Origin of the sequence: Rhodocytophaga aerolata (assembly GCF_030503435.1) — a bacterium.
Taxonomy (GTDB): Bacteria; Bacteroidota; Bacteroidia; order Cytophagales; family 172606-1; genus Rhodocytophaga; species Rhodocytophaga aerolata.
The window spans coordinates 121,393-139,685 of sequence record NZ_JAUKPO010000006.1; the positions used below are offsets into that span (position 1 = coordinate 121,393).

An 18,293-nucleotide genomic window follows, 5' to 3' on the forward strand; every position below is an offset into this window, starting at 1 on the left:
TTATAGATTAACTAATTATCTGTATATCAGCATATCAACTAATCAACCCATTTACGTATGTTTGGCATTGTAGTCCTTTTCCTCGCCGTGTCTTTGTTGTTTTACTGCTTATTTGGCGGAGCCGATTTTGGGGCAGGTATTCTGGAAGGATTTGCCGGGAAAAGGTACCGGTCTAAAGGCCGTAAATTGACTTACACTGCCATTGGGCCAATTTGGGAAGCCAATCATATGTGGCTTATTCTGGTGGTGGTGATCTTATTTATGGCATTTCCCAAAGTATATACGGTTGTATCCATTCATTTGCATATACCCATTACGATTATGCTGATAGGTATTGTGTTAAGAGGTTGTTTCTTTACTTTTCGCCACTATGATGCCGTGAAAGATAAGTCACAAAGGTATTATTCCTGGATATTTGTGCTTTCCAGTATCATCAGCTCTTTGTTTTTAGGAATAATTGCCGGAGCAGCTACCCTTGGCCGGATTGATACCTCTACCACTTCCTTCTACGAGGGGTTTATTTATCCCTGGTTTAATGAGTTTTCGTTTGCTGTCGGCATTTTTGCCTGTTGTATTTTCTCTTTCCTGGCGGCTGTTTACCTGATTGGTGAAACTCAGGAAGAAGAGCTAAGAAAATACCTGCTGAACCAGGCTTTGAAGGCTAACATCGTCACCGTTGTTGCCGGCGGACTAGTCTTTCTGGCTGCTAAAATAAACGGCTTTCACCTGATAGATTTGCTGTTAAGCCATTTGTTTAGTGCCCTCTGCTTACTATTAGCTACTATTTCTTTACCCATCTTATGGATCGCCTTACGCAAGCGGCAGGTTATTTTACCCCGGATTCTGGCAGGTTTCCAGGTTTTGATGATTTTAACGGCCTGGCTCTGGCTGCAATATCCGGCTGTTATAAACTTGCAAAACGGACCCGATCTGACATTGTTCAATACCGTTGCTCCGCAAGCCACCATTCAGGTACTGGGTTGGGCACTCATCGTGGGTTCTATGCTAATTCTCCCTGCCTTATATTATCTGTTACGATCATTTAAATTTAACACGAGTGCTGAATAAGTATTTATCATCCAACACTCGTGTAATAGTTAAAACTCATCCGCCGTAATCTGTTTCACTGTTATTTCGCCGTATTTTTTCACCTTATCTTGTATCTCGGAGGCTTTGCCGATTAGTACGAATTGCAGGTTTTCTTTGGGGAAGTATCTGGTAATAATCTCTTTGGCTTTTGCTGTGGTAAGTTCGTCTACCTTCTGCTGAAACGTGTTGATGTACGATTCGTCAAAGGTATACCAGAACATAGAGGTGAGTAAAGAAGCCAGATCGCCGGATGTTTCAAAGCGGGGCGGAAACTGACCCTTGATATAGTTTTTGGCAGAACTTAATGTCTCTTCGTCTATGCCTTTTGAATGCAATCTATTGACCACTTCCAATGCCAGATCAATGGCTTCGGTGGTAGTAGCCGTTTTAGTAAATGTGCTAATGGTAAACGATCCATTGGTTTTCAGTGGAGTAAAGCTGCTACGGGCTCCATAAGTCAGTCCAGAGTTTACCCGCAATTCGTCGTTGAGCCAGGAAGTAAAACGGCCACCCAGTACGGTATTTATTACTTGTATAGCCACATAATCCGGATTGTTTCGGCTAATGCCAGGAGCACCAATGTAAAAGGTAGTTTCAGTGGCATTGTCTTTATTTACCAGCAGCACCCGGTTTTTCTGGTAAAGGGGCAAAGGCACTTCTTTCGCCTTAATGGCTGTATTCTCTTTTTTCTTCCAGTCTTTCAAAAGCTTTTCCAGTTTACTACGCATGTCTTTTGTCTTAAAATCGCCGACCAGGGCAATAGCCGAACCATTGGGTGTGTAGTAGGTAGAATAGAAGTCTTTGGCATCGGCAACCGAAAGAGCAGAAACCGTAGCTTTAGTGCCGCTCAGCGGATTTCCATAGGGATGGTCTCCATACAAAAAGCTGTTAAAATAGGTGCCAATTACTTCTCTGGGGCTTTCCCGCTGCTGATCCAGTTCTACGGCCAGGCGTTTCTGTTTCTTTACAAACTCCTCTTCAGTAAACACTGGATTTACCATAATTTCTTTGAGAATGGGCAATACTTTATCCTGGTGGGTAGCCATAAAAGAAACTTGTACCGCGGCATATTCCTGGGCGGCATAGGTGTTAACACTGGCGCCCAGAAAATCCATTTGCTCTTCTATCTGACTTTTGGTATAGCTTTTTGTGCCGAACAGCAATGCATCGGCTGTCAGAGAGGCCAGTCCGGCTTTCTTCTCATCTTGTATAGCACCTGCCGGGAACAAGGCCGATACATGAATAACCGGCACTTCATGCTGCTCCATTAGATATACGGTAAGGCCATTGCTGAGAGTGAACTTAGTATACGGAGGTAATGTAAAGCTGCCCGGCCTGGCTGTTTTTGCCTGTGCGAAGATAACGGAGCTGATAAGTAGCTGGAAAAAGAGTAAAATATATCGTTTTCTGAAGAATTGCATGTTTTGGTGTAGTTAACTTAGTTATTGTAACACATCTGTTAGGCTTCTGAAAAGCTGACAGGTTTAATGCTCTTTGTAGAATACTCTGCTTACAGGTTTACTGTTCTACATTTTTTTGAATGATACCCACCGTACGGTTGGGTTTTTTGAAATACTTCTTTGCCACTTCTTGTATAGTGGCGGCGGTTACTTTGTTGTATTGGGCAGGAGCCTCATATAACTTCTTGTAGTCGCCAAAGAATATTTCATAGGTGCCTATGTTATTTGCCTTGCCATTAATGGTTTCCATTTCCTGGTAAAACTCCATCAGTTTCTGGTTCTTGGCTTTCTGAATCTCATTTTCGGTCACGCCTTTTTCTGCTACTTCATCCAGAATAGTAAATATGGCCTGCTCCAGTTCAGTGCTGGTGGTATCTTTACTGCTGACGGCATAGATGTAAAATAAATTCGGATCTATGCTTTGTGGGAAATAGGAGAATACTTCTGTAGCCAGTTGCTTTTTGTCTACCAGTTCTTTGTATAACCGGGAAGAGTTACCACTGGATAAAATAGTATTCAGCAGTTCCAGGGCATAATAGTCGTCTGATTGGGTTTGTGGTACATGGTAGGCCACTAGTACATTAGGTGTAGTTACGTCTTTTTGCACAAATACCCGCTTTTCTCCGTTCTGTGGAGGTTCTTCAGTATGCACTGGCCGGGGAGGGGCTTGTGCCGGTATAGGTTCAAAATACTTTTTAGCCAGGGCCAGTACATTGTCTGTTTGCACATCGCCTACGATTACAGCTACACAGTTGTTGGGGGCATAGTAGGTCTTAAAGTATTGCTGCAAATCGGCTTTCGACCAGTTTTTTATATCCGACTCATAGCCAATTACCGACCAGCGGTAAGGGTGGGCCATAAACGCAGAAGCCTTTACCATTTCATGTACCAGGCGGAAGTTACTGTTTTCAAGTCCGGTACTGCGTTCAGAAAGCACTACTCCCCGTTCACTTTCAATCATTTTATCATCAAAATTCAAATCTTTAATGCGGTCGGCTTCCAGGTCGAACATGGTTTCCAGAGAACTGCTGGGAAACCAGTCGGTGTACACGGTTACATTTTCGGTAGTGTAGGCATTGTTGCTGCCGCCTTTGGCTTCCATCGTCTGGTCGAACATCTTCGGGCCATATTTTTTAGCTCCATTAAACATCATGTGTTCAAAAAAGTGAGATAGCCCGGTAATTCCCGGATACTCATTGCGGGAGCCTACTTTCCAAAACAAGTACATATTGGCATTGGGTATGGAATGGTCTTCCAATACCATAATTTTCATCTGATTGTTGAGTGTAAAGGTTTTTACATCTGCTGCTTTGGGTTGCGCCAGCAGGCGGGTGCCTATCAGCATCAGCAGAACAAGGGTTATTCTCATAAATAAGGCAAGGGATGAGGTAAGAAGTAAATTTATCAGATAAAGGGCAGATGTGCTAATGAATGGTACTTTTTTCATGCCTGCCAATGAATTTCACAGTATGGTAATATTGAACTGTTAATTTTACTCCCTATCTTCCAATACTATGCAGCCAACTCAGACTCCGGCCCACCCCAAGGCGAAACATTCGTTTACCTACTGGCAAACCTCCACTATTATAGGATTATTTGTCGGCTACAGTGGCTATTATATCTGCCGTACCAACTTAGCCGTAGCCACGCCGCTGATTATCACTGAATTTTCCGGACAAGGCATGAATAAAGAAGTAATGGGGCAGATTGCCTCACTAGGGGTGGTTTTCTATGCATTGGGCAAAGTAGTAAATGGCATATTAGGCGATTTTATCGGCGGAAAAAAGGTTTTCATTATTGGCATGGTAGGTTCGGTAGTAGCTACTATTGCTTTTGGCCTGGGTACTGGCCTGGCTATTTTCTTTGCTGCCTGGGCCATAAACCGCCTGGTGCAATCGATGGGCTGGGGCGGACTGGTAAAAACCACCGCCAACTGGGTAGCTTATCAAGCGTATGGCCGGATGATGGCTTTGCTGAGCTTGAGCTTTCTGTTTGGAGATATTGTAGCCAAGCTACTTTTGGGGCAGCTAATAAAAATGGACATTGGCTGGCGGGAGCTATTTTTTGTAGCGGCTGCCCTGTTGACAGGTATTGCCTGTGTGAGTTTTTTTCTGGTGAAAAACCGCCCAGAAAGTGTAGGCTATCAAAGTCCGGCAGTTAACCCGGATAATCTGTTTACAACCGATGAGCATACCGAAAAGCCACAAAGTATGAAAGAACTACTTCTGCCTTATTTTAAAAGTCTGCCTTTTCTGCTGATGCTGGTGATGTCTTTCGGACTTACAGCTATTCGGGAGGCATTTAATTTCTGGATTCCTACATATCTGTTTGAAAGTACAGGTTTCTCCGAAGGAGAAGCTTCTCAGTTTAGTGCGGCCTTTCCGGTATTTGGGATGGTTTCTATTCTGGGTGCAGGTTATTTGTCAGATACTTTGCTAAAAGGGAAAAGAGGAATATTAATTGGGGTAGCATGTATCCCAATTGCTGGAGTGTTGTGTCTCATGGGACTTGGATTGAAAGACGAAGTGATTCCACTGATACTTATTTCCCTTGTTGGCTTGTTAGTACTCGGCCCGTATTCTTTTTTGGCAGGAGCCATGTCCCTGGATATGGGAGGCCGCAAAGGAGCCGCCACCGCTTCCGGGTTGATGGATGCCGTGGGCTATGTAGGAGGTACGTTGGCGGTATGGCTTACCGGTAGGCTGGCGGAAAGAAGCGGCTGGAACAGCGCCTTTATTGTACTGGCGGCTATAGCTGCGTTTACGGCCGTTGCTGCTTTCGTGTATTACCTGACGCAGGAAAAGAAGAAGAACATGTGAAAATGTGGAAATGTGGTTATTTGCCAATTTAGTAATGGTTTGCTGATGTAATAAACCTTAGCAAAAGAGAGAATGCCAGTGTGGCAATTCTTCTACCTTGCCGGTCAAAGACTTACTTTTATGAAGCATTTGTACCAGCTACTTTATCTCATTATTGCTATTTTGATTTCCTGCGAATCAGCTACGGCTCAAACGTATATACCAGATCCTGCATTTCAATCACCCACCTTCCGGAATCCTGGCGGAAATATCAATACGATTGCTACACAGCCAGACGGAAAAATTCTGATAGGGGGAAGCATGCACTATGTAAATGGTGTGCTACATGGTGGCATAGCCCGTCTCCATCCGGATGGCAGTGTAGATAATTCTTTTAGACCTCCAGTTGGTCAACCAAGTGAAATATCCGCCATTAAGATCTTATCTACCGGAAAAATACTAATAAACGGTTCTATTTCTCTGCCTGGTGAAGGTACTAAAACCAGGCTGATGGGTCTACATGCAGATGGAAGTGTAGATGCAGCATTTAAACGTATAGAAGGACAAGTGAATTTACTTGCCGTTCAAGCAGATGATAAAATGCTAGTTAGTATGCCTGTTACGCAAGGAGACTTTACCAGTCCTTCCAAACTTGTGCGCCTCTATCCGGATGGTAGCATAGATGCTACCTTTACTGCCGATGAAAAAATTACCAACAGGATTATTTATACGATAGAAGTACAGGCAGATGGAAAAATTATAGTGGCTGGTGAACCTGCTTTAGTAAATGGCCTTAGCAGTCATACACTCTTCAGGCTTTTACCGGATGGAAGTTTAGATCCTGCTTTTTCGTTCGGAGAAGTAAGTCAGAAGCCGGTGCTGTTTACTGTCTTGCTGCAAAACGATGGCAAAATGCTGGTAGGCGGCTTTAGCGACTCTCCTATTCCATACAAGACGTATATCAGGCGTTTAAATTCCGATGGTAGTATAGATACAAGCTTTCAGCCTGCTACCCTTCCGGCCAATGGCATGGTACTGTCTCTAGGCAAACAGCCGGACGGAAAACTACTCGCAGGCGGATGGTTTTATACACCCAATCCGAATGCAGTTCCCTATGGATCGTATCATTTTGCTACGAATCTCAGTCCGGCATACCGGCTAGAGGCAGATGGTAGTCTGGATAATAGTTTTACAGTAGATTCAAAGGTAATAAATTTTGCAGGTAAGGCTCTGAAGATTTTGCCAGATGGCAGAATACTCGCAGGTAATTCAACTGGCTTTGTAAGTTTTACTGGAGTCAATAGTTCATTAATTAATGCCATTCTTTGCCTGAATACTAACGGAAGCCTGAATGAATCGTTTCTTGGTGAAGTAGAAGTAGATGGGGTAATTTATCAAACAATCCCACAACCTGGTGGAAAAATTCTGGCGGCAGGTCTTTTTAAGAGAGTAGGAAACAAAAAACGCGAAGGACTGGTACAAATTAATATAGATGGTTCCGTAGATGATGCCTTTGTACCAAGTTCTGACATGCCTCCGATAGGGTATAGCATACCTATAGTTGTGAAGCAGCCTGATGGTAAAGTCTTAGTGGGAGGCATCTACAACGATAATGGAGGTGTATACAAACGTTTGTACCGGCTGAACCCAGAGGGGTCTATGGATTATACATTTGATGCAGGGAATAATGCTCTGAACAGGATGAATGTGCGCCACATGGTAGTTATGCCTGACAATAAGATTGTAGTTGGAGGAGGTAGCCTGGAACATAGTATTTTTAAGATTGCACGTTTGCATCCGGATGGCGGTGAAGATGTTGCTTTCAAAAAAGAAACCGGCTTTGGTGATGGATTTATATATGCCATGGTATTGCAAGCAGATGGGAAAATACTGGTAGCCAGTGGATATCAAGGAGACAGATGGTCTACACGTTATTTTGACCGTATTAGCTCTGATGGATCTTTAGATAAAACTTTCAAAGCAGCTTCTTTAGTAGTGGACTCACTGGTTATGATAACTTCAGTGATAGTTCAGGCAGACAAAAAGATAGTAATTTCAGGAACAGATGCCTCCTATCAAGCACGTATTATCCGGTTGAACGAAGATGGCAGCATAGATGCTTCTTATAGGATGAGTAATTTTGAAAGAAGCTATTATTCAACTATGTTACAGCCGGACGGAAAAATTATTGTGTATGGATATTCTTTTGCTACACAACAATCTAAAATTATCCGTCTGGCTACAGATGGCTTTTTGGATAATACTTTGGAAATTGGCAATGTTGCAGGTTTTATTTCAACGCTCAGCTTGCTGCCGGATAATAAGATTATGTATAGCAAACCGGGTGCTTTAGTAAGGTTAGTGCAAGAGCAAACCGTCTTGGGTGTAGAAGAATATCACCAGCTAATCAAAGTATATCCTAATCCTTCTCCAGGTATATTCACTGTAACGTTGCCGGACGAATTCAGGGAGGCAACACTTCAAGTAGTAAATCAGCAAGGCCAGAAGATGCCGGTGAAGTATGTCCGCACGCAGAATAGTATATTTGTAGAAGCTGGTAAACTTCCGGCAGGTATCTATTTAGTACATTTGTTTAATGGGAAGACTAAAATAAGCCGGAAAATCATAATAAATTAATATACCAGTAGTAAAGAGGTAGTATAACTTTTCCACCATGGCCTGGACCAATTACCATAGCCACTGCCATTATTGCGATGGCAAGTATGCACCTGAAAAATATGTTGAAAGTGCCTTGGAACAAGGTCTGGCAGCCTATGGTTTTTCTTCCCATGCACCATTGCCTTTCGAAACTACCTGGGCGATGAAGCCAGAAAATCTTCCGGCGTATGTGGCAGAAATACGCGCACTTCAGGCAAAATACCAGGGTCAGATTCAGCTCTATTGCGGAATGGAAGTAGATTATATCCCTGGGAGAATTGGCCCAAAAAGTAAAGCCATTCTGGAAGCAAAATTAGATTATACAGTAGGTTCCGTACATTTTGTAGAAGCCTTTCCGGAAGGCAAAGGGTGGGAAATAGATGGTTCTCATCAGGTTTTTTTAGATGGCCTGCACCAGATATTTAAGGGAGACATACAGAAAGCTGTAAGCCGCTACTTTGAACTAACCAGGCAAATGGTAGCACAGGAGTGTCCGGATGTGATCGGGCATATAGATAAAATTAAAATTCAAGATGAAGGAGGAAAACTGTTCTCGCAGCAGTCAGCCTGGTATCAGCAGCAAATGAAGCAAACCTTGCAACTGATTGCCGATACAGGTGCTATTATTGAAGTGAACACCAGAGGAATTTATAAGAAGAAAACTACAGAAACGTATCCGGCCAGGTGGGTGCTGGAAGAAATGCACACATTGGATATTCCGGTTACGATCAACTCCGATGCCCATCATCCAGAAGAGATAACCTTATACTTTTCAAATACCGCTCAACTATTGCAGGCCATAGGCTTCCGGCAGGTACATATTTTGTACAATGGAGCATGGCAGGCCGTAGAGTTTGATGAGAAGGGAGTGAAAGTTTGATGGATACGATTAATTGTCATTCGACTTACGTAGTGTTTTCTAAAAGCCATTGCAACTGCTCCAGCAAAGTATGTATAACAGGACTTTTTTCCATTTTTGTTAATAAGTAGGCTGTCATAAAACCCATGACCATAATCATTCCGGAGAGGTCATGTACTTTTTCAAAAGCTTCCGGAATCATGGTGTCGGCTAACATGACTAGTATAGCTCCTGCAGCTACCGCGGTAGTAGCCGCTATTACATCGGGCGGAAAATAACTGAAAACAGAATAGCCCAATAAAGAGGCAAGACCTGAAGCTGCTGCTATTGATCCCCACAAAGTGAAAATATACCCGGCCGAACGTTTGGCTTTTTTCATACCTACCGCACTGGATAAACCTTCCGGAATGTTAGAAAGAAATATAGCAATGACAGTGACCACACTTACGTTGCCTCCGGAAATCATGCTGATGCCGATGACAATAGATTCCGGAATGCCATCTACCAGGGCACCAATAGCCAGAGCCATCCCACTGCCGCTGGCTTCCTGCTCAGAGGGCTGTAGCTCATTAGACCGTTTCCGGTGTTTAGCACCTCTCAACGAAAGCAGCCAGTTAGCTCCGGTATAAATAGCAGCACCTGAGAAAAAACCAATAGCTGTTGCATCGAAACCACCTTGCTCATAGGCTTCTTCTACTAGCTCAAACGAAAGCGCAGAGATTAACACACCACTTCCAAAAGCCATAATCCCTGCTGCCACCCGGTCTGGTATCCGGATAAAATAGCCAGCGGCTGCCCCCAATAATAGAGCGGAGCCAGCCAATAGTCCCCACAAACTAGCTTGTGCCCACAACGGAATCATAGGAATCGCTTAGGTTAAGATGTATAGAATGTACATGTATACGGAGTACCTAAAGAAGCAGCCATTAGAGTTTACAACACCTATAGTATTTGATAGGCCATCCTATAAGCAACCTGGTATTTGTACGGAAGGCAGAGGTACGGGAGGAAAGAAAAAGCAGTTACTGGGCTTTTCATACTGGCATTTTGCTCCACAACCGCTTACTGCTGCTGATTGGCTGATTCAAAGGCAGATATCCTTTTATTGGCCGGACATTACTCATTTACCTTACATAAACTTAACAAAAAAGCTAACTACTGATAACATGAGTGCGGCAGCCAGGTTTTTTATATAATTTATTCTTAATACGCCACTAATTTTCTGATAATATCCTCCCTCTAATTTCGCCCCTGATTCAACTTACCTTACCTATGTTAAAAAACTACCTTATTATTCTATTCGTGGCCCTTGTCGGTTATTTCTCTTCAGCTCGGCTAATGGCTCAAACTACGCAGGCCTCTATTACAGGTATTATTACCGATGAGGAACAAGCACCTTTGCCTGGTGCCAACATTATTGTTAGGAACGAATCTACCGGCTTTACTACCGGAACAACCACCAACAGCAAAGGCGAATTTATATTCAAGCAACTTCCCTTAGGAAGCCCTTATTCGGTGACGGTTTCATTCATTGGGTATGTTAATGAGAAACGGACTGGCTATGCCCTAAATCAGGGAGATGTGCTACGGGTAGACCTGCAAATGAAGACTTCGGAACAAGCACTGGAGGCGGTGGAAGTAAATGCTTCTGCATTACAAAACCAGGTAAATAATTTTGGCGCAGCTACTTCAGTTACTGCCAGAGATATTGCCAAGCTCCCGGTAAACGGGCGGAACTTTACCACCCTTATTGATTTATCTCCGTTAAGTAGAGGAGGCAACATTGCCGGACAGTTAGCCTCTTCCACCAACTTTACTATTGATGGGATGACAGCCAAGAACCCAACTTCTGGTGGTCCTACTAACCGGAATGGAGGTCCGTATGCTATATCTATGGAAGCTGTGCGGGAATTCAATGTAGTAACCAACCAGTACGACGTAACCTATGGGCGGAGTGGCGGCGGTACCATTAGCACAGTCACCAAATCTGGAACCAATACCTTTACCGGGAGTGCTTTCACCTATGCCCGGGCCAACTGGCTATCCAGCCCATATGACATCCGCGGAAACAGACGGGATGTAGATTTTTCTACGTATCAGTATGGCTTTTCCCTAGGTGGTCCAATAGTAAAAGATAAGGTTCACTTCTTCTTGGTCTGGGATCATCAGGCAGATGCCCGGCCGCTGCAAATTGCTGATATTCAGTCGCCCGCAGATGAACGGCGTCTCAATGTCACTCAGGCTTCACTAGACCGTTATGTACAAATTGCCAGGGATAAATACGGAGTAGCTAACTCACCTCAATTCGGTTCTTTCGATAAAAAACGGGGCACCGATGCCATTTTCGGCCGGGTAGACTGGCAGCTGAATGACAAAAATTTGCTTACCATCCGTAACAACTTTGTATACGATATGAACAACCTGGGTTTGGACGATAATAGCAATATTAACCTGTTTGAGGTGTACGGAGATGTAAAATCCATTGATAACAGTTTGATGGCTACGCTAAGGAGTACAATCAGTCCTAAAGTAACCAATGAATTTAAACTGCAGCACCTGTATACGTTGGAAGAGGCTTCTCCAAGTTCGCAATTACCTGCCCAGAATATTCCCCGGGCTATTGTAGAACGGGTAGCTTCTGTGGTAGACGAGAAAGATGTGTTTACCACCATTCAGCTGGGAGGTCAACGGTATTCGCCGGAGCAGTTTTATAATAATGTATTTCAAGCTGTTAATAACGTATACTACAACACCAACCGGATCAATTTCACCTTTGGTGCAGATTTAATGTATACCCATATGAATTCCTTGTATGGCAGTGAAATGAATGGCCGTTTCTTCTTCACTGGCCTGGATAATTTTGATAACCTGAAGCCTTACCGCTATGCCCGGGAAATAGCCTTATCGGCTGATAACAGCGTAAACCAGAACATCCTCAACACAGCTTTATATGCCCAAATGCAAACCAGCTTAGCCAGAGGATTAGATATGTTACTGGGCCTCCGGGGAGATTATTCCATTTACATGAACAAACCAAACTTTAATCCAACAGTGTTTGAGGACTTAGGTTTGCGTACCGATAATGGCCTGGCTACTTTCCAGCTACAGCCACGCGTGCAGTTTACCTGGGATGTAAATGAGCAGCAACGGAATTTTGTTCGCTTCGGCGCAGGTATCTTCGGCTCAGACATTAACAACTATGCCATGATTAACAACATGGTGTTTGATGGAACAAAAGTGCTTTCGGTAGACCTGCAAGGTGCTAATGTGCCAGTTCCTAATTTTGTAGCATACCGTCAGAACCCTTCTTCTGCACCTGGCACCGAACTATTTAACCTCCCTGGGGTAAACCGCCTGGCCACCATTAATATGAATGGGGCAGATGCTAAAGTGCCAGTGATTTACAAAGCCAACATGTCGTACAACCGCATTTTCAGCGACCGTTTCCGGATGGGAGTGAGTTTGTTTGCCAGCCTTGGCCGTAATAACTATATGTATGTAGACCGCAATATGGCAGACGAACCTTACTTCACTCTAGCCAACGAAGGTAACCGGGGGGTGTATGTACCGGCAAGCAGCATTAATCCTACTAATGGAGCCACTAACTGGATGATGGGACGCAAAACAGAACGGGTAGGCCGGGTGCTGGAACTGAACAGCGAAGGCAAAGTAAATCATTTTGCGGCGGTGGTAGATGGTACATTCCGCTACTTTAAAGATGGCGAAGTTACGGTTAGCTATACCTGGAATGATATTAAAGATAATACTTCGTATAACGGAAACGTAGCCAATACCGCCACACTCGCCTTAATGGTGAAAGATGATCCCAGAGACCTTAGCCGCATGACCTATTCCGACAACCAGTTCAGGAACAAAGTGGTTTTTTATGGCAGTTTACCTACGTTTTATGGCGTAAGTGTGGGTGTCCGGTATTCTGGTATTGGCGGAACCCGCTACTCGCTGGCCGTAGGTGGAAACGTGAATGGAGATTTTGTTAATTCCAATGACCTTGCCTATGTTTTTGACCCGAATAATCCTGAGGTGCTGGAGAAGTATAGAACAGGTATTACCACTATCTTAAATAACCCAGATGCTGACGAAAGCCTGAAAGAATACATTCGCACGAACCTGGGAGAAGTAGCTCAACGAAACGGAGGCGTGAATGGATTTTATGGTGTCTGGGATTTACGGGTCGGTAAAAAATTCAAAACTTTCCGCTCACAGAGCATCGAACTCTCAGCCGATCTTTTTAATGTGGCAAACCTGTTAAATAGAAACTGGGGAACAACCAAAGTACTGGGCAAGCAGAATATTTATTCCCTAAGAAGTTTTGATGTTGCTTCTCAAACGTACAATTACGATGTAAATCCAAATGCGGGGGTAATTACACCATCAGGCAATCCTTACCAGATTCAACTAGGGATACGGTATAGTTTTTAAAGAATACTAGTAGCTGATTTTAACTAAGCATACCCGATTCGTCAGGTGTGCTTAGTTTTTTATTCAAATTGTCCTGTTTTGCATAGCAGATTATTTTTCTGCCTTCGAGAATTACCTGAACTGATTAATACCCTACAAAGAAGCCTGGTTTACCTTACCAACTGTTAGATAAAGTGGAGAGCAACGCTTAGTAGCTTCGTTAGTTTTATGCTGAATGTCTACCGTTTGTCTTAGCTCAGTACTGGACGGGTGTATGATTTTCTATAATTGAAGCTATGCAGTTAATGACTTATTCCTCGGGTACTGCTTCGGCGACAACTTGCTTGGCGGGTTTAGCCAGAGTAATAATAACGACCGACAGAATAATAACAGCAGAGGCAAGCAGCATAGGCACCGTAATATTTTCACCACCCAATGACCAGCCTAAAAACAAAGCAACTACCGGATTTACATAGGCATAGGTAGAAGCCAGACTAGGAGATACCACCCCCAACAACCAACTATAGGCAGTAAACCCTACCAAAGATCCAAACAAGGTAAGATACACCAATGCCAGGCCTGATTTTGTGGAAACTTCATCAAACTCCAGTACCTGCCATTCGCCTTTTACAGTTCCGGCTAAAACGAGCATTACCCCACCGGTCAGCATTTGCAGGGAGATAGAAAGCATAGGCGACTCAGGTACCCTGGCACGCGTAGCATACATAGAGCCAATAGCCCAAGCAATGGCACTGGCAATTACCATCACCACCCCTATAGGATTGGCAACGCCCGTACTTTTACTTGACCCGAAACTTACCAGCAATACAATGCCAATAAAGCCTACGATTAATCCAATAGCCTCTTTTCCTGTCGGTCTGCCTTTGCCAAACATCGTCCAGGCCACTAGTACCAGCCAGAAGGGCTCGGTGGCTACCAATATAGCTGCCAGGCTAGATGGCAAAAACTGCAACGACCAGGCCATGCCACCATTTCCGATCAGAAGCAGAAACAACCCAGTTACAGCCGCCGATTTCCAGTGAACAAGTTTGGGAGGCATAGCTCCTTTAGAACGGGCATATATATACAGAATAGTACCAGATACCAGAAAGCGGACACTGGCCATTAGCAGAGGGGGAATGGTTTCGCTGGCGAAGCGGACACCCAGATAGGTAGAACCCCAGATAAAATATACTGCAGCAAAAGCAATAAGAAGTTTTAAGGTAGATGGTCTGGCGGTTTGCATAGGCGTAAAAATCGTTTGTTGGCCCTGTGCAAACGTATGGAAAGTTGTGAACTTAGTATATGTATTCCTTTAATGATCCTACTAATTCTTTTTTAAGAGCAATATTTTAACGTGTTCATTACTAACGGAAAAAGGTGCCTGTACAGACACCTTTTCAGGATAACCCAACGCAACAAGTTAATTAGTTTTCCGGATGTAGATATTGCCATGCATATTTTTGAAAAGCATTTCCGGGCCGCCACCATTTATTTTTCCATATACCCATTCGTCTATGCTTACCCGGTAAGTGCCGGAGCTGCTTTTCTGTTCTACTTTTGGTTTGGAATTATCTACCGCCATATCGAAATCCGTGAAGATGTCGCCCCGGTCTGATTTTATTTTGGTATTGAATTTTGCATTGCCGGGGAAAGATATATCTACATTACCATTTAAGGTGGTAAAGGCCATAGGCGTATTAGGGGTAACTTCCCGGAAGGTAACAGTGATATCGCCATTAACGGTATTGGCTACTACAGACCCCGATACATTCGTCAGGGTAATCTTCCCGTTGACATTGCTTATTTCCATAGCACCATTTACGCCTTCTACCTGGATATTGCCCTGATTTATGGCTTCTAACTCTAGTGAAAAGTTTTTAGGTACGCGTACCACCAGGTCAATTTTTCTCCTCCAGGAATCTGTATCAATGTCTACTTCATTATTATTCTCCTCTACTTCCAGAGAAAAGGCATTATTGCTGATCCGCTTCATGCCATTGGCGGTCGTTCCTGTATTTTCATCGTCACTTTTACGGGTTACAGCTGATGCTTCTACCATTACTTCTTTGCCATCGTAACCAGTCACTTTGATAGAACCATTGGTGAGGCCTACCTTTAGCTTACCAGGCTTTCCAGGACTGGATAATGGTACAGTAATCTGTTCTTTGGCATCTCCTTGTGCAAAGGCAGGCATGTTTACATAAAGGCTCAACAGCAGGCATACAAGTATTATATGAATATTTTTCATTAGTCTGTTTTTAGTTAATCGTCATTAAATTGTTTAGAAGAGCTATTTATTATTTGGCTTTTTTTACAGTAATGTCTCCGTTAAACACTTCAAAGTTGTGTTCGGGTCCGCCTTTGCCAATGCGTACACCAGAATTGCCTTCCAGTTTATAGGTAGTTCCTCTGGCCTTTCCGTCACTGGTCTTCTCCACTTTTACTGGCAGGTTTTCGGCAATGGCAAAGTCAGTATAGGCTTCTCCATTCGTCGTTTTAAACTTCAGATCGGCCGATAGGCTTTCCGGATAACTAACTTCAATATCGCCGTTGAGTGTTTTATAGTTGGAACTTTTGGGCGGCGTGGTAACGTACGTGGCTTTAATATCGCCATTAATGGTGTGGGCTTTGGTTTCGCCGGTAATCTGCTGGAGGGTAATAGAACCATTAATGTTGCTGGCTTGTATCCGGCCTTTGGTATTGGCAACCGTTATATTTCCTTTGTTTACTGTAAAAACGGCCAGTGTAGTCTGTTGGGGCACTTTTACTTTATAATTAAATACATAATTATAGTCCTGGTTCCAGTCGTTGTTGAAATCGTAGCGGATGCGGCCATCGCGGCGGCGGTACACATAGGGGTTATCAATGTACAGCGTTATACTGTCGCCGGATTGTTGAATGCCGAGCTTTACTTCTTTACGGGCTTTTTCCAGGTCTTCCTGCGTGTTGGCTTTCAGAGTTTTTTCAATTTCTACGAGTATTTTGTTTCCATTATACCCTTCCACAGCAATGCTGCCATTAATATTTTCTATATACAGTACATTGCTATTGCTTGGGTTGGGAAAGGTAAATTCCTTTACAATGTTCTCTTTGTCTTCCTGGGCAACAGCCAGCTGCCGGAAGAAGGCTAACAGCAAGCAGATTAGTTTCATTTTCATGGATGATAAGTTTTGTAACAAATACTAATAGTAGTTTTGAATTAGGTAGTAAACATTGAGTGTAGAGCACGTCGAAAGCTTTTGCCCGCATGGCCGGGCGGGCCTCGCCTTTGCAACACCGCTACATAGAATCCGCACAAACCGGCTCCCTATACCAAAGATTCTATAAGGCGTCTTTTGCAAATCGAAGATTCAGCGAAGCTAAAGGCTGTTATTATACACTACGCATTCTAGTGTGTACTTTATCTGTTTATAAAGTCAGTACATCCGCCTACATCAATACGTTTACACTATTTTCAATTTTAGCTTTTACGGCTACGTCTATGTCTTTTTTCTTCAGTAGCTCTTTGAAAGCATTCACCGAATTTTTCTCTTGTAGAGCTACCATTACATCGGCCAGGGCAATTTGTACCAAGGGCGAATCCTGTTGCGTAATAGATTGAATAAGCCCTTCCCGTACCTCTGGATGATTGGCTAGTTTATGCAAGGCTTCAACCGTAACCAGCCGTACATTTACATTGGGGTCATTATTCAGCGTCTGCAATAACGCATTAATTACTTTGTCGTCTACCTGGTCCAGTTCGTTGGTATAGGTTACGGCTTTTAGCCGGTCGGTAGCGGCTGGCTGCTGAAGCATAGTCAGCAACATTGCTTCCCGCATCTGCTGTACTTCACTGGCCAGCTGGCTGATTTGCTGCGAATCGCCGCTGGTGCGGGTATGAAATAAATATCCTCCGCCCCAGCCAATAATCAGCAGTAGCAAGCCCATGGCCAGCTGTAAGGTATAGGATGGTTGCCAGTGGGCTTGCAGGTATTCTTTTAAGCCCATATACCAACCCTGGCGGCTATGCCCTGTAGCTTGTTTGTACTCATTGAGCATCTGATCAAAATGGGTACGCATCAGCTGCATATCCGGCTCCGGAACCGGTAGGCTTGCCAGTTGCCCATGCATTTGCTGCATCTGTACCAGTTCATGCTTACAAGCTGTACATCCGGCTACGTGTGTATCCAGGTTCAACTGATCGGCAAGGTTTGTCGCTCCATCTAAGGAGAGAATCATCAATTGCGTGGCTTTTTCACAGGTAATAGACATACGTTTAGTTAATTACTACTCACTTTTAAATTTGGGCGCATATTTCCGCTCCTGGCTTATTTTCAGAAAAATTTCCCGGAGTTCGTTAAAAGCCCGGTGTACTTTTACTTTTACATTGCCTTCTGTACAGTTCAGGATTTGCGCAATCTCCTGATACTTGAGTTCCTGGTAACGGCTGAGTACCAGTACTTCCCGTTTTTCAAAAGACAATTGTTCCAGGGCTTGTTGCAGCAGCTCCAGTTCCTGTTCTTTACTTAATTGATCTTCCCGGTTGCTATCGCCTGCAATGCGGCTTTCCCACAGATCCAGGCTTCTGGAAAAACTAAAGCGCTTGTTTTTCTTAAAATGGTCGGCGCTTACATTGCGGGCCAGGTGATACATCCAGGTAATAAATTTTCCGTCAGCCGTAAAGGTATGCTTGTATTTAAGCATGCGGAAAAATACATTCTGTACCAAATCCTGGCTTGTTTCCTTATCACTGGTCATCCGGTAGAAAAAGCCGAATAATGCCTTGGAATAGCGTTCAAACAGGACGCCCAGCTTGTCTGCCTGACCAGCTTTTACCGCGAGCATTAGTTCGTTATCCGATAGTGAATTCAAGCCTGGGGTTCTGTTTTGTTATTTGAAAGGGGAAACCGCGCATTTCACGAATGGTTACAGAAATAGTATAACTTTTTTTCCGTATGGATCAACATGTCATATTCGGCTGTTCTGCACCTTGTGCCACCTGCCTGCTATACCCTTGGTAATTTACTC

Annotated in this window: 14 protein-coding genes; 6 read left to right on the forward strand and 8 right to left on the reverse strand. The window is 43.7% G+C overall.

Annotated features, from left to right (window positions below):
• Nucleotides 1-57: 57 nt before the first annotated feature.
• Complete coding sequence (locus tag Q0590_RS12700; protein WP_302037923.1) at nucleotides 58-1,068, forward strand: cytochrome d ubiquinol oxidase subunit II; 1,011 nt, start codon at nucleotides 58-60, stop codon at nucleotides 1,066-1,068.
• Nucleotides 1,069-1,097: 29 nt separating this feature from the next.
• Here Q0590_RS12700 and Q0590_RS12705 read toward each other — a convergent pair whose 3' ends face one another.
• Entirely contained in the window at nucleotides 1,098-2,510 is a 1,413-nt protein-coding gene (locus Q0590_RS12705) for a M16 family metallopeptidase (RefSeq protein ID WP_302037924.1), read from the reverse strand.
• A gap of 97 nt (nucleotides 2,511-2,607) precedes the next feature.
• The gene (locus tag Q0590_RS12710; protein ID WP_378410474.1) at nucleotides 2,608-3,918 is read right to left on the reverse strand and encodes a M16 family metallopeptidase; all 1,311 of its coding nucleotides are present in this window, start codon (nucleotides 3,916-3,918) and stop codon (nucleotides 2,608-2,610) included.
• Nucleotides 3,919-4,063: 145 nt separating this feature from the next.
• On the opposite strand from Q0590_RS12710, the gene Q0590_RS12715 reads away from it, so the two are divergent.
• The 3 genes from Q0590_RS12715 (at nucleotide 4,064) to Q0590_RS12725 (ending at nucleotide 8,885) form a co-directional block, all read left to right on the forward strand.
• Nucleotides 4,064-5,368: an MFS transporter gene (locus Q0590_RS12715; protein ID WP_302037925.1), complete on the forward strand. Its 1,305-nt coding sequence runs from the start codon at nucleotides 4,064-4,066 to the stop codon at nucleotides 5,366-5,368.
• A gap of 120 nt (nucleotides 5,369-5,488) precedes the next feature.
• Nucleotides 5,489-7,984 (forward strand): T9SS type A sorting domain-containing protein, encoded by a 2,496-nt coding sequence (locus Q0590_RS12720; RefSeq protein ID WP_302037926.1) that lies wholly within the window; start codon nucleotides 5,489-5,491, stop codon nucleotides 7,982-7,984.
• A 37-nt stretch (nucleotides 7,985-8,021) separates the two neighbouring features.
• Entirely contained in the window at nucleotides 8,022-8,885 is an 864-nt protein-coding gene (locus Q0590_RS12725) for a histidinol-phosphatase (RefSeq protein WP_302037927.1), read from the forward strand.
• 25 nt (nucleotides 8,886-8,910) lie between these two features.
• On the opposite strand, the gene Q0590_RS12730 is transcribed toward Q0590_RS12725, so the two are convergent.
• The gene (locus tag Q0590_RS12730; protein ID WP_302037928.1) at nucleotides 8,911-9,726 is read right to left on the reverse strand and encodes a ZIP family metal transporter; all 816 of its coding nucleotides are present in this window, start codon (nucleotides 9,724-9,726) and stop codon (nucleotides 8,911-8,913) included.
• An 89-nt stretch (nucleotides 9,727-9,815) separates the two neighbouring features.
• Between Q0590_RS12730 and Q0590_RS12735 the strand changes: the two genes are divergently transcribed.
• Together Q0590_RS12735 and Q0590_RS12740 are read left to right on the forward strand one after the other, a co-directional pair.
• Nucleotides 9,816-9,947, forward strand: a complete 132-nt coding sequence (locus Q0590_RS12735; RefSeq protein ID WP_302037929.1) for a hypothetical protein — start codon at nucleotides 9,816-9,818, stop codon at nucleotides 9,945-9,947.
• A gap of 189 nt (nucleotides 9,948-10,136) precedes the next feature.
• Entirely contained in the window at nucleotides 10,137-13,304 is a 3,168-nt protein-coding gene (locus Q0590_RS12740; protein ID WP_302037930.1) for a TonB-dependent receptor, read from the forward strand.
• 289 nt (nucleotides 13,305-13,593) lie between these two features.
• Here the strand turns inward: Q0590_RS12740 and Q0590_RS12745 are convergent, their stop codons facing one another.
• From Q0590_RS12745 to Q0590_RS12765, 5 genes are all read right to left on the reverse strand, one after another.
• On the reverse strand, nucleotides 13,594-14,529 hold the full coding sequence (locus Q0590_RS12745) for an EamA family transporter (protein ID WP_302037931.1): 936 nt from the start codon (nucleotides 14,527-14,529) through the stop codon (nucleotides 13,594-13,596).
• A 177-nt stretch (nucleotides 14,530-14,706) separates the two neighbouring features.
• Entirely contained in the window at nucleotides 14,707-15,534 is an 828-nt protein-coding gene (locus Q0590_RS12750) for a DUF4097 family beta strand repeat-containing protein (RefSeq protein WP_302037932.1), read from the reverse strand.
• Between the two features lie 49 nt (nucleotides 15,535-15,583).
• Nucleotides 15,584-16,444 (reverse strand): DUF4097 family beta strand repeat-containing protein, encoded by an 861-nt coding sequence (locus tag Q0590_RS12755; protein WP_302037933.1) that lies wholly within the window; start codon nucleotides 16,442-16,444, stop codon nucleotides 15,584-15,586.
• 271 nt (nucleotides 16,445-16,715) lie between these two features.
• The gene (locus Q0590_RS12760; protein WP_302037934.1) at nucleotides 16,716-17,537 is read right to left on the reverse strand and encodes a HEAT repeat domain-containing protein; all 822 of its coding nucleotides are present in this window, start codon (nucleotides 17,535-17,537) and stop codon (nucleotides 16,716-16,718) included.
• A gap of 15 nt (nucleotides 17,538-17,552) precedes the next feature.
• Nucleotides 17,553-18,137: an RNA polymerase sigma factor gene (locus Q0590_RS12765; RefSeq protein ID WP_366970443.1), complete on the reverse strand. Its 585-nt coding sequence runs from the start codon at nucleotides 18,135-18,137 to the stop codon at nucleotides 17,553-17,555.
• Between the last annotated feature and the right edge of the window lie 156 nt (nucleotides 18,138-18,293).

Excerpts from the sequence above, each read along its gene's own strand:
- Q0590_RS12750 (WP_302037932.1), bottom strand. The coding sequence starts at position 15,534 with ATGAAAAATATTCATATAATACTTGTATGCCTGCTGTTGAGCCTTTAT.
- Q0590_RS12725 (WP_302037927.1), top strand. The coding sequence starts at position 8,022 with ATGGCCTGGACCAATTACCATAGCCACTGCCATTATTGCGATGGCAAG.
- Q0590_RS12700 (WP_302037923.1), top strand. The coding sequence starts at position 58 with ATGTTTGGCATTGTAGTCCTTTTCCTCGCCGTGTCTTTGTTGTTTTAC.
- Q0590_RS12730 (WP_302037928.1), bottom strand. The coding sequence starts at position 9,726 with ATGATTCCGTTGTGGGCACAAGCTAGTTTGTGGGGACTATTGGCTGGC.
- Q0590_RS12755 (WP_302037933.1), bottom strand. The coding sequence starts at position 16,444 with ATGAAAATGAAACTAATCTGCTTGCTGTTAGCCTTCTTCCGGCAGCTG.
- Q0590_RS12710 (WP_378410474.1), bottom strand. The coding sequence starts at position 3,918 with ATGAGAATAACCCTTGTTCTGCTGATGCTGATAGGCACCCGCCTGCTG.
- Q0590_RS12705 (WP_302037924.1), bottom strand. The coding sequence starts at position 2,510 with ATGCAATTCTTCAGAAAACGATATATTTTACTCTTTTTCCAGCTACTT.
- Q0590_RS12715 (WP_302037925.1), top strand. The coding sequence starts at position 4,064 with ATGCAGCCAACTCAGACTCCGGCCCACCCCAAGGCGAAACATTCGTTT.
- Q0590_RS12745 (WP_302037931.1), bottom strand. The coding sequence starts at position 14,529 with ATGCAAACCGCCAGACCATCTACCTTAAAACTTCTTATTGCTTTTGCT.
- Q0590_RS12740 (WP_302037930.1), top strand. The coding sequence starts at position 10,137 with ATGTTAAAAAACTACCTTATTATTCTATTCGTGGCCCTTGTCGGTTAT.
- Q0590_RS12720 (WP_302037926.1), top strand. The coding sequence starts at position 5,489 with ATGAAGCATTTGTACCAGCTACTTTATCTCATTATTGCTATTTTGATT.
- Q0590_RS12760 (WP_302037934.1), bottom strand. The coding sequence starts at position 17,537 with ATGTCTATTACCTGTGAAAAAGCCACGCAATTGATGATTCTCTCCTTA.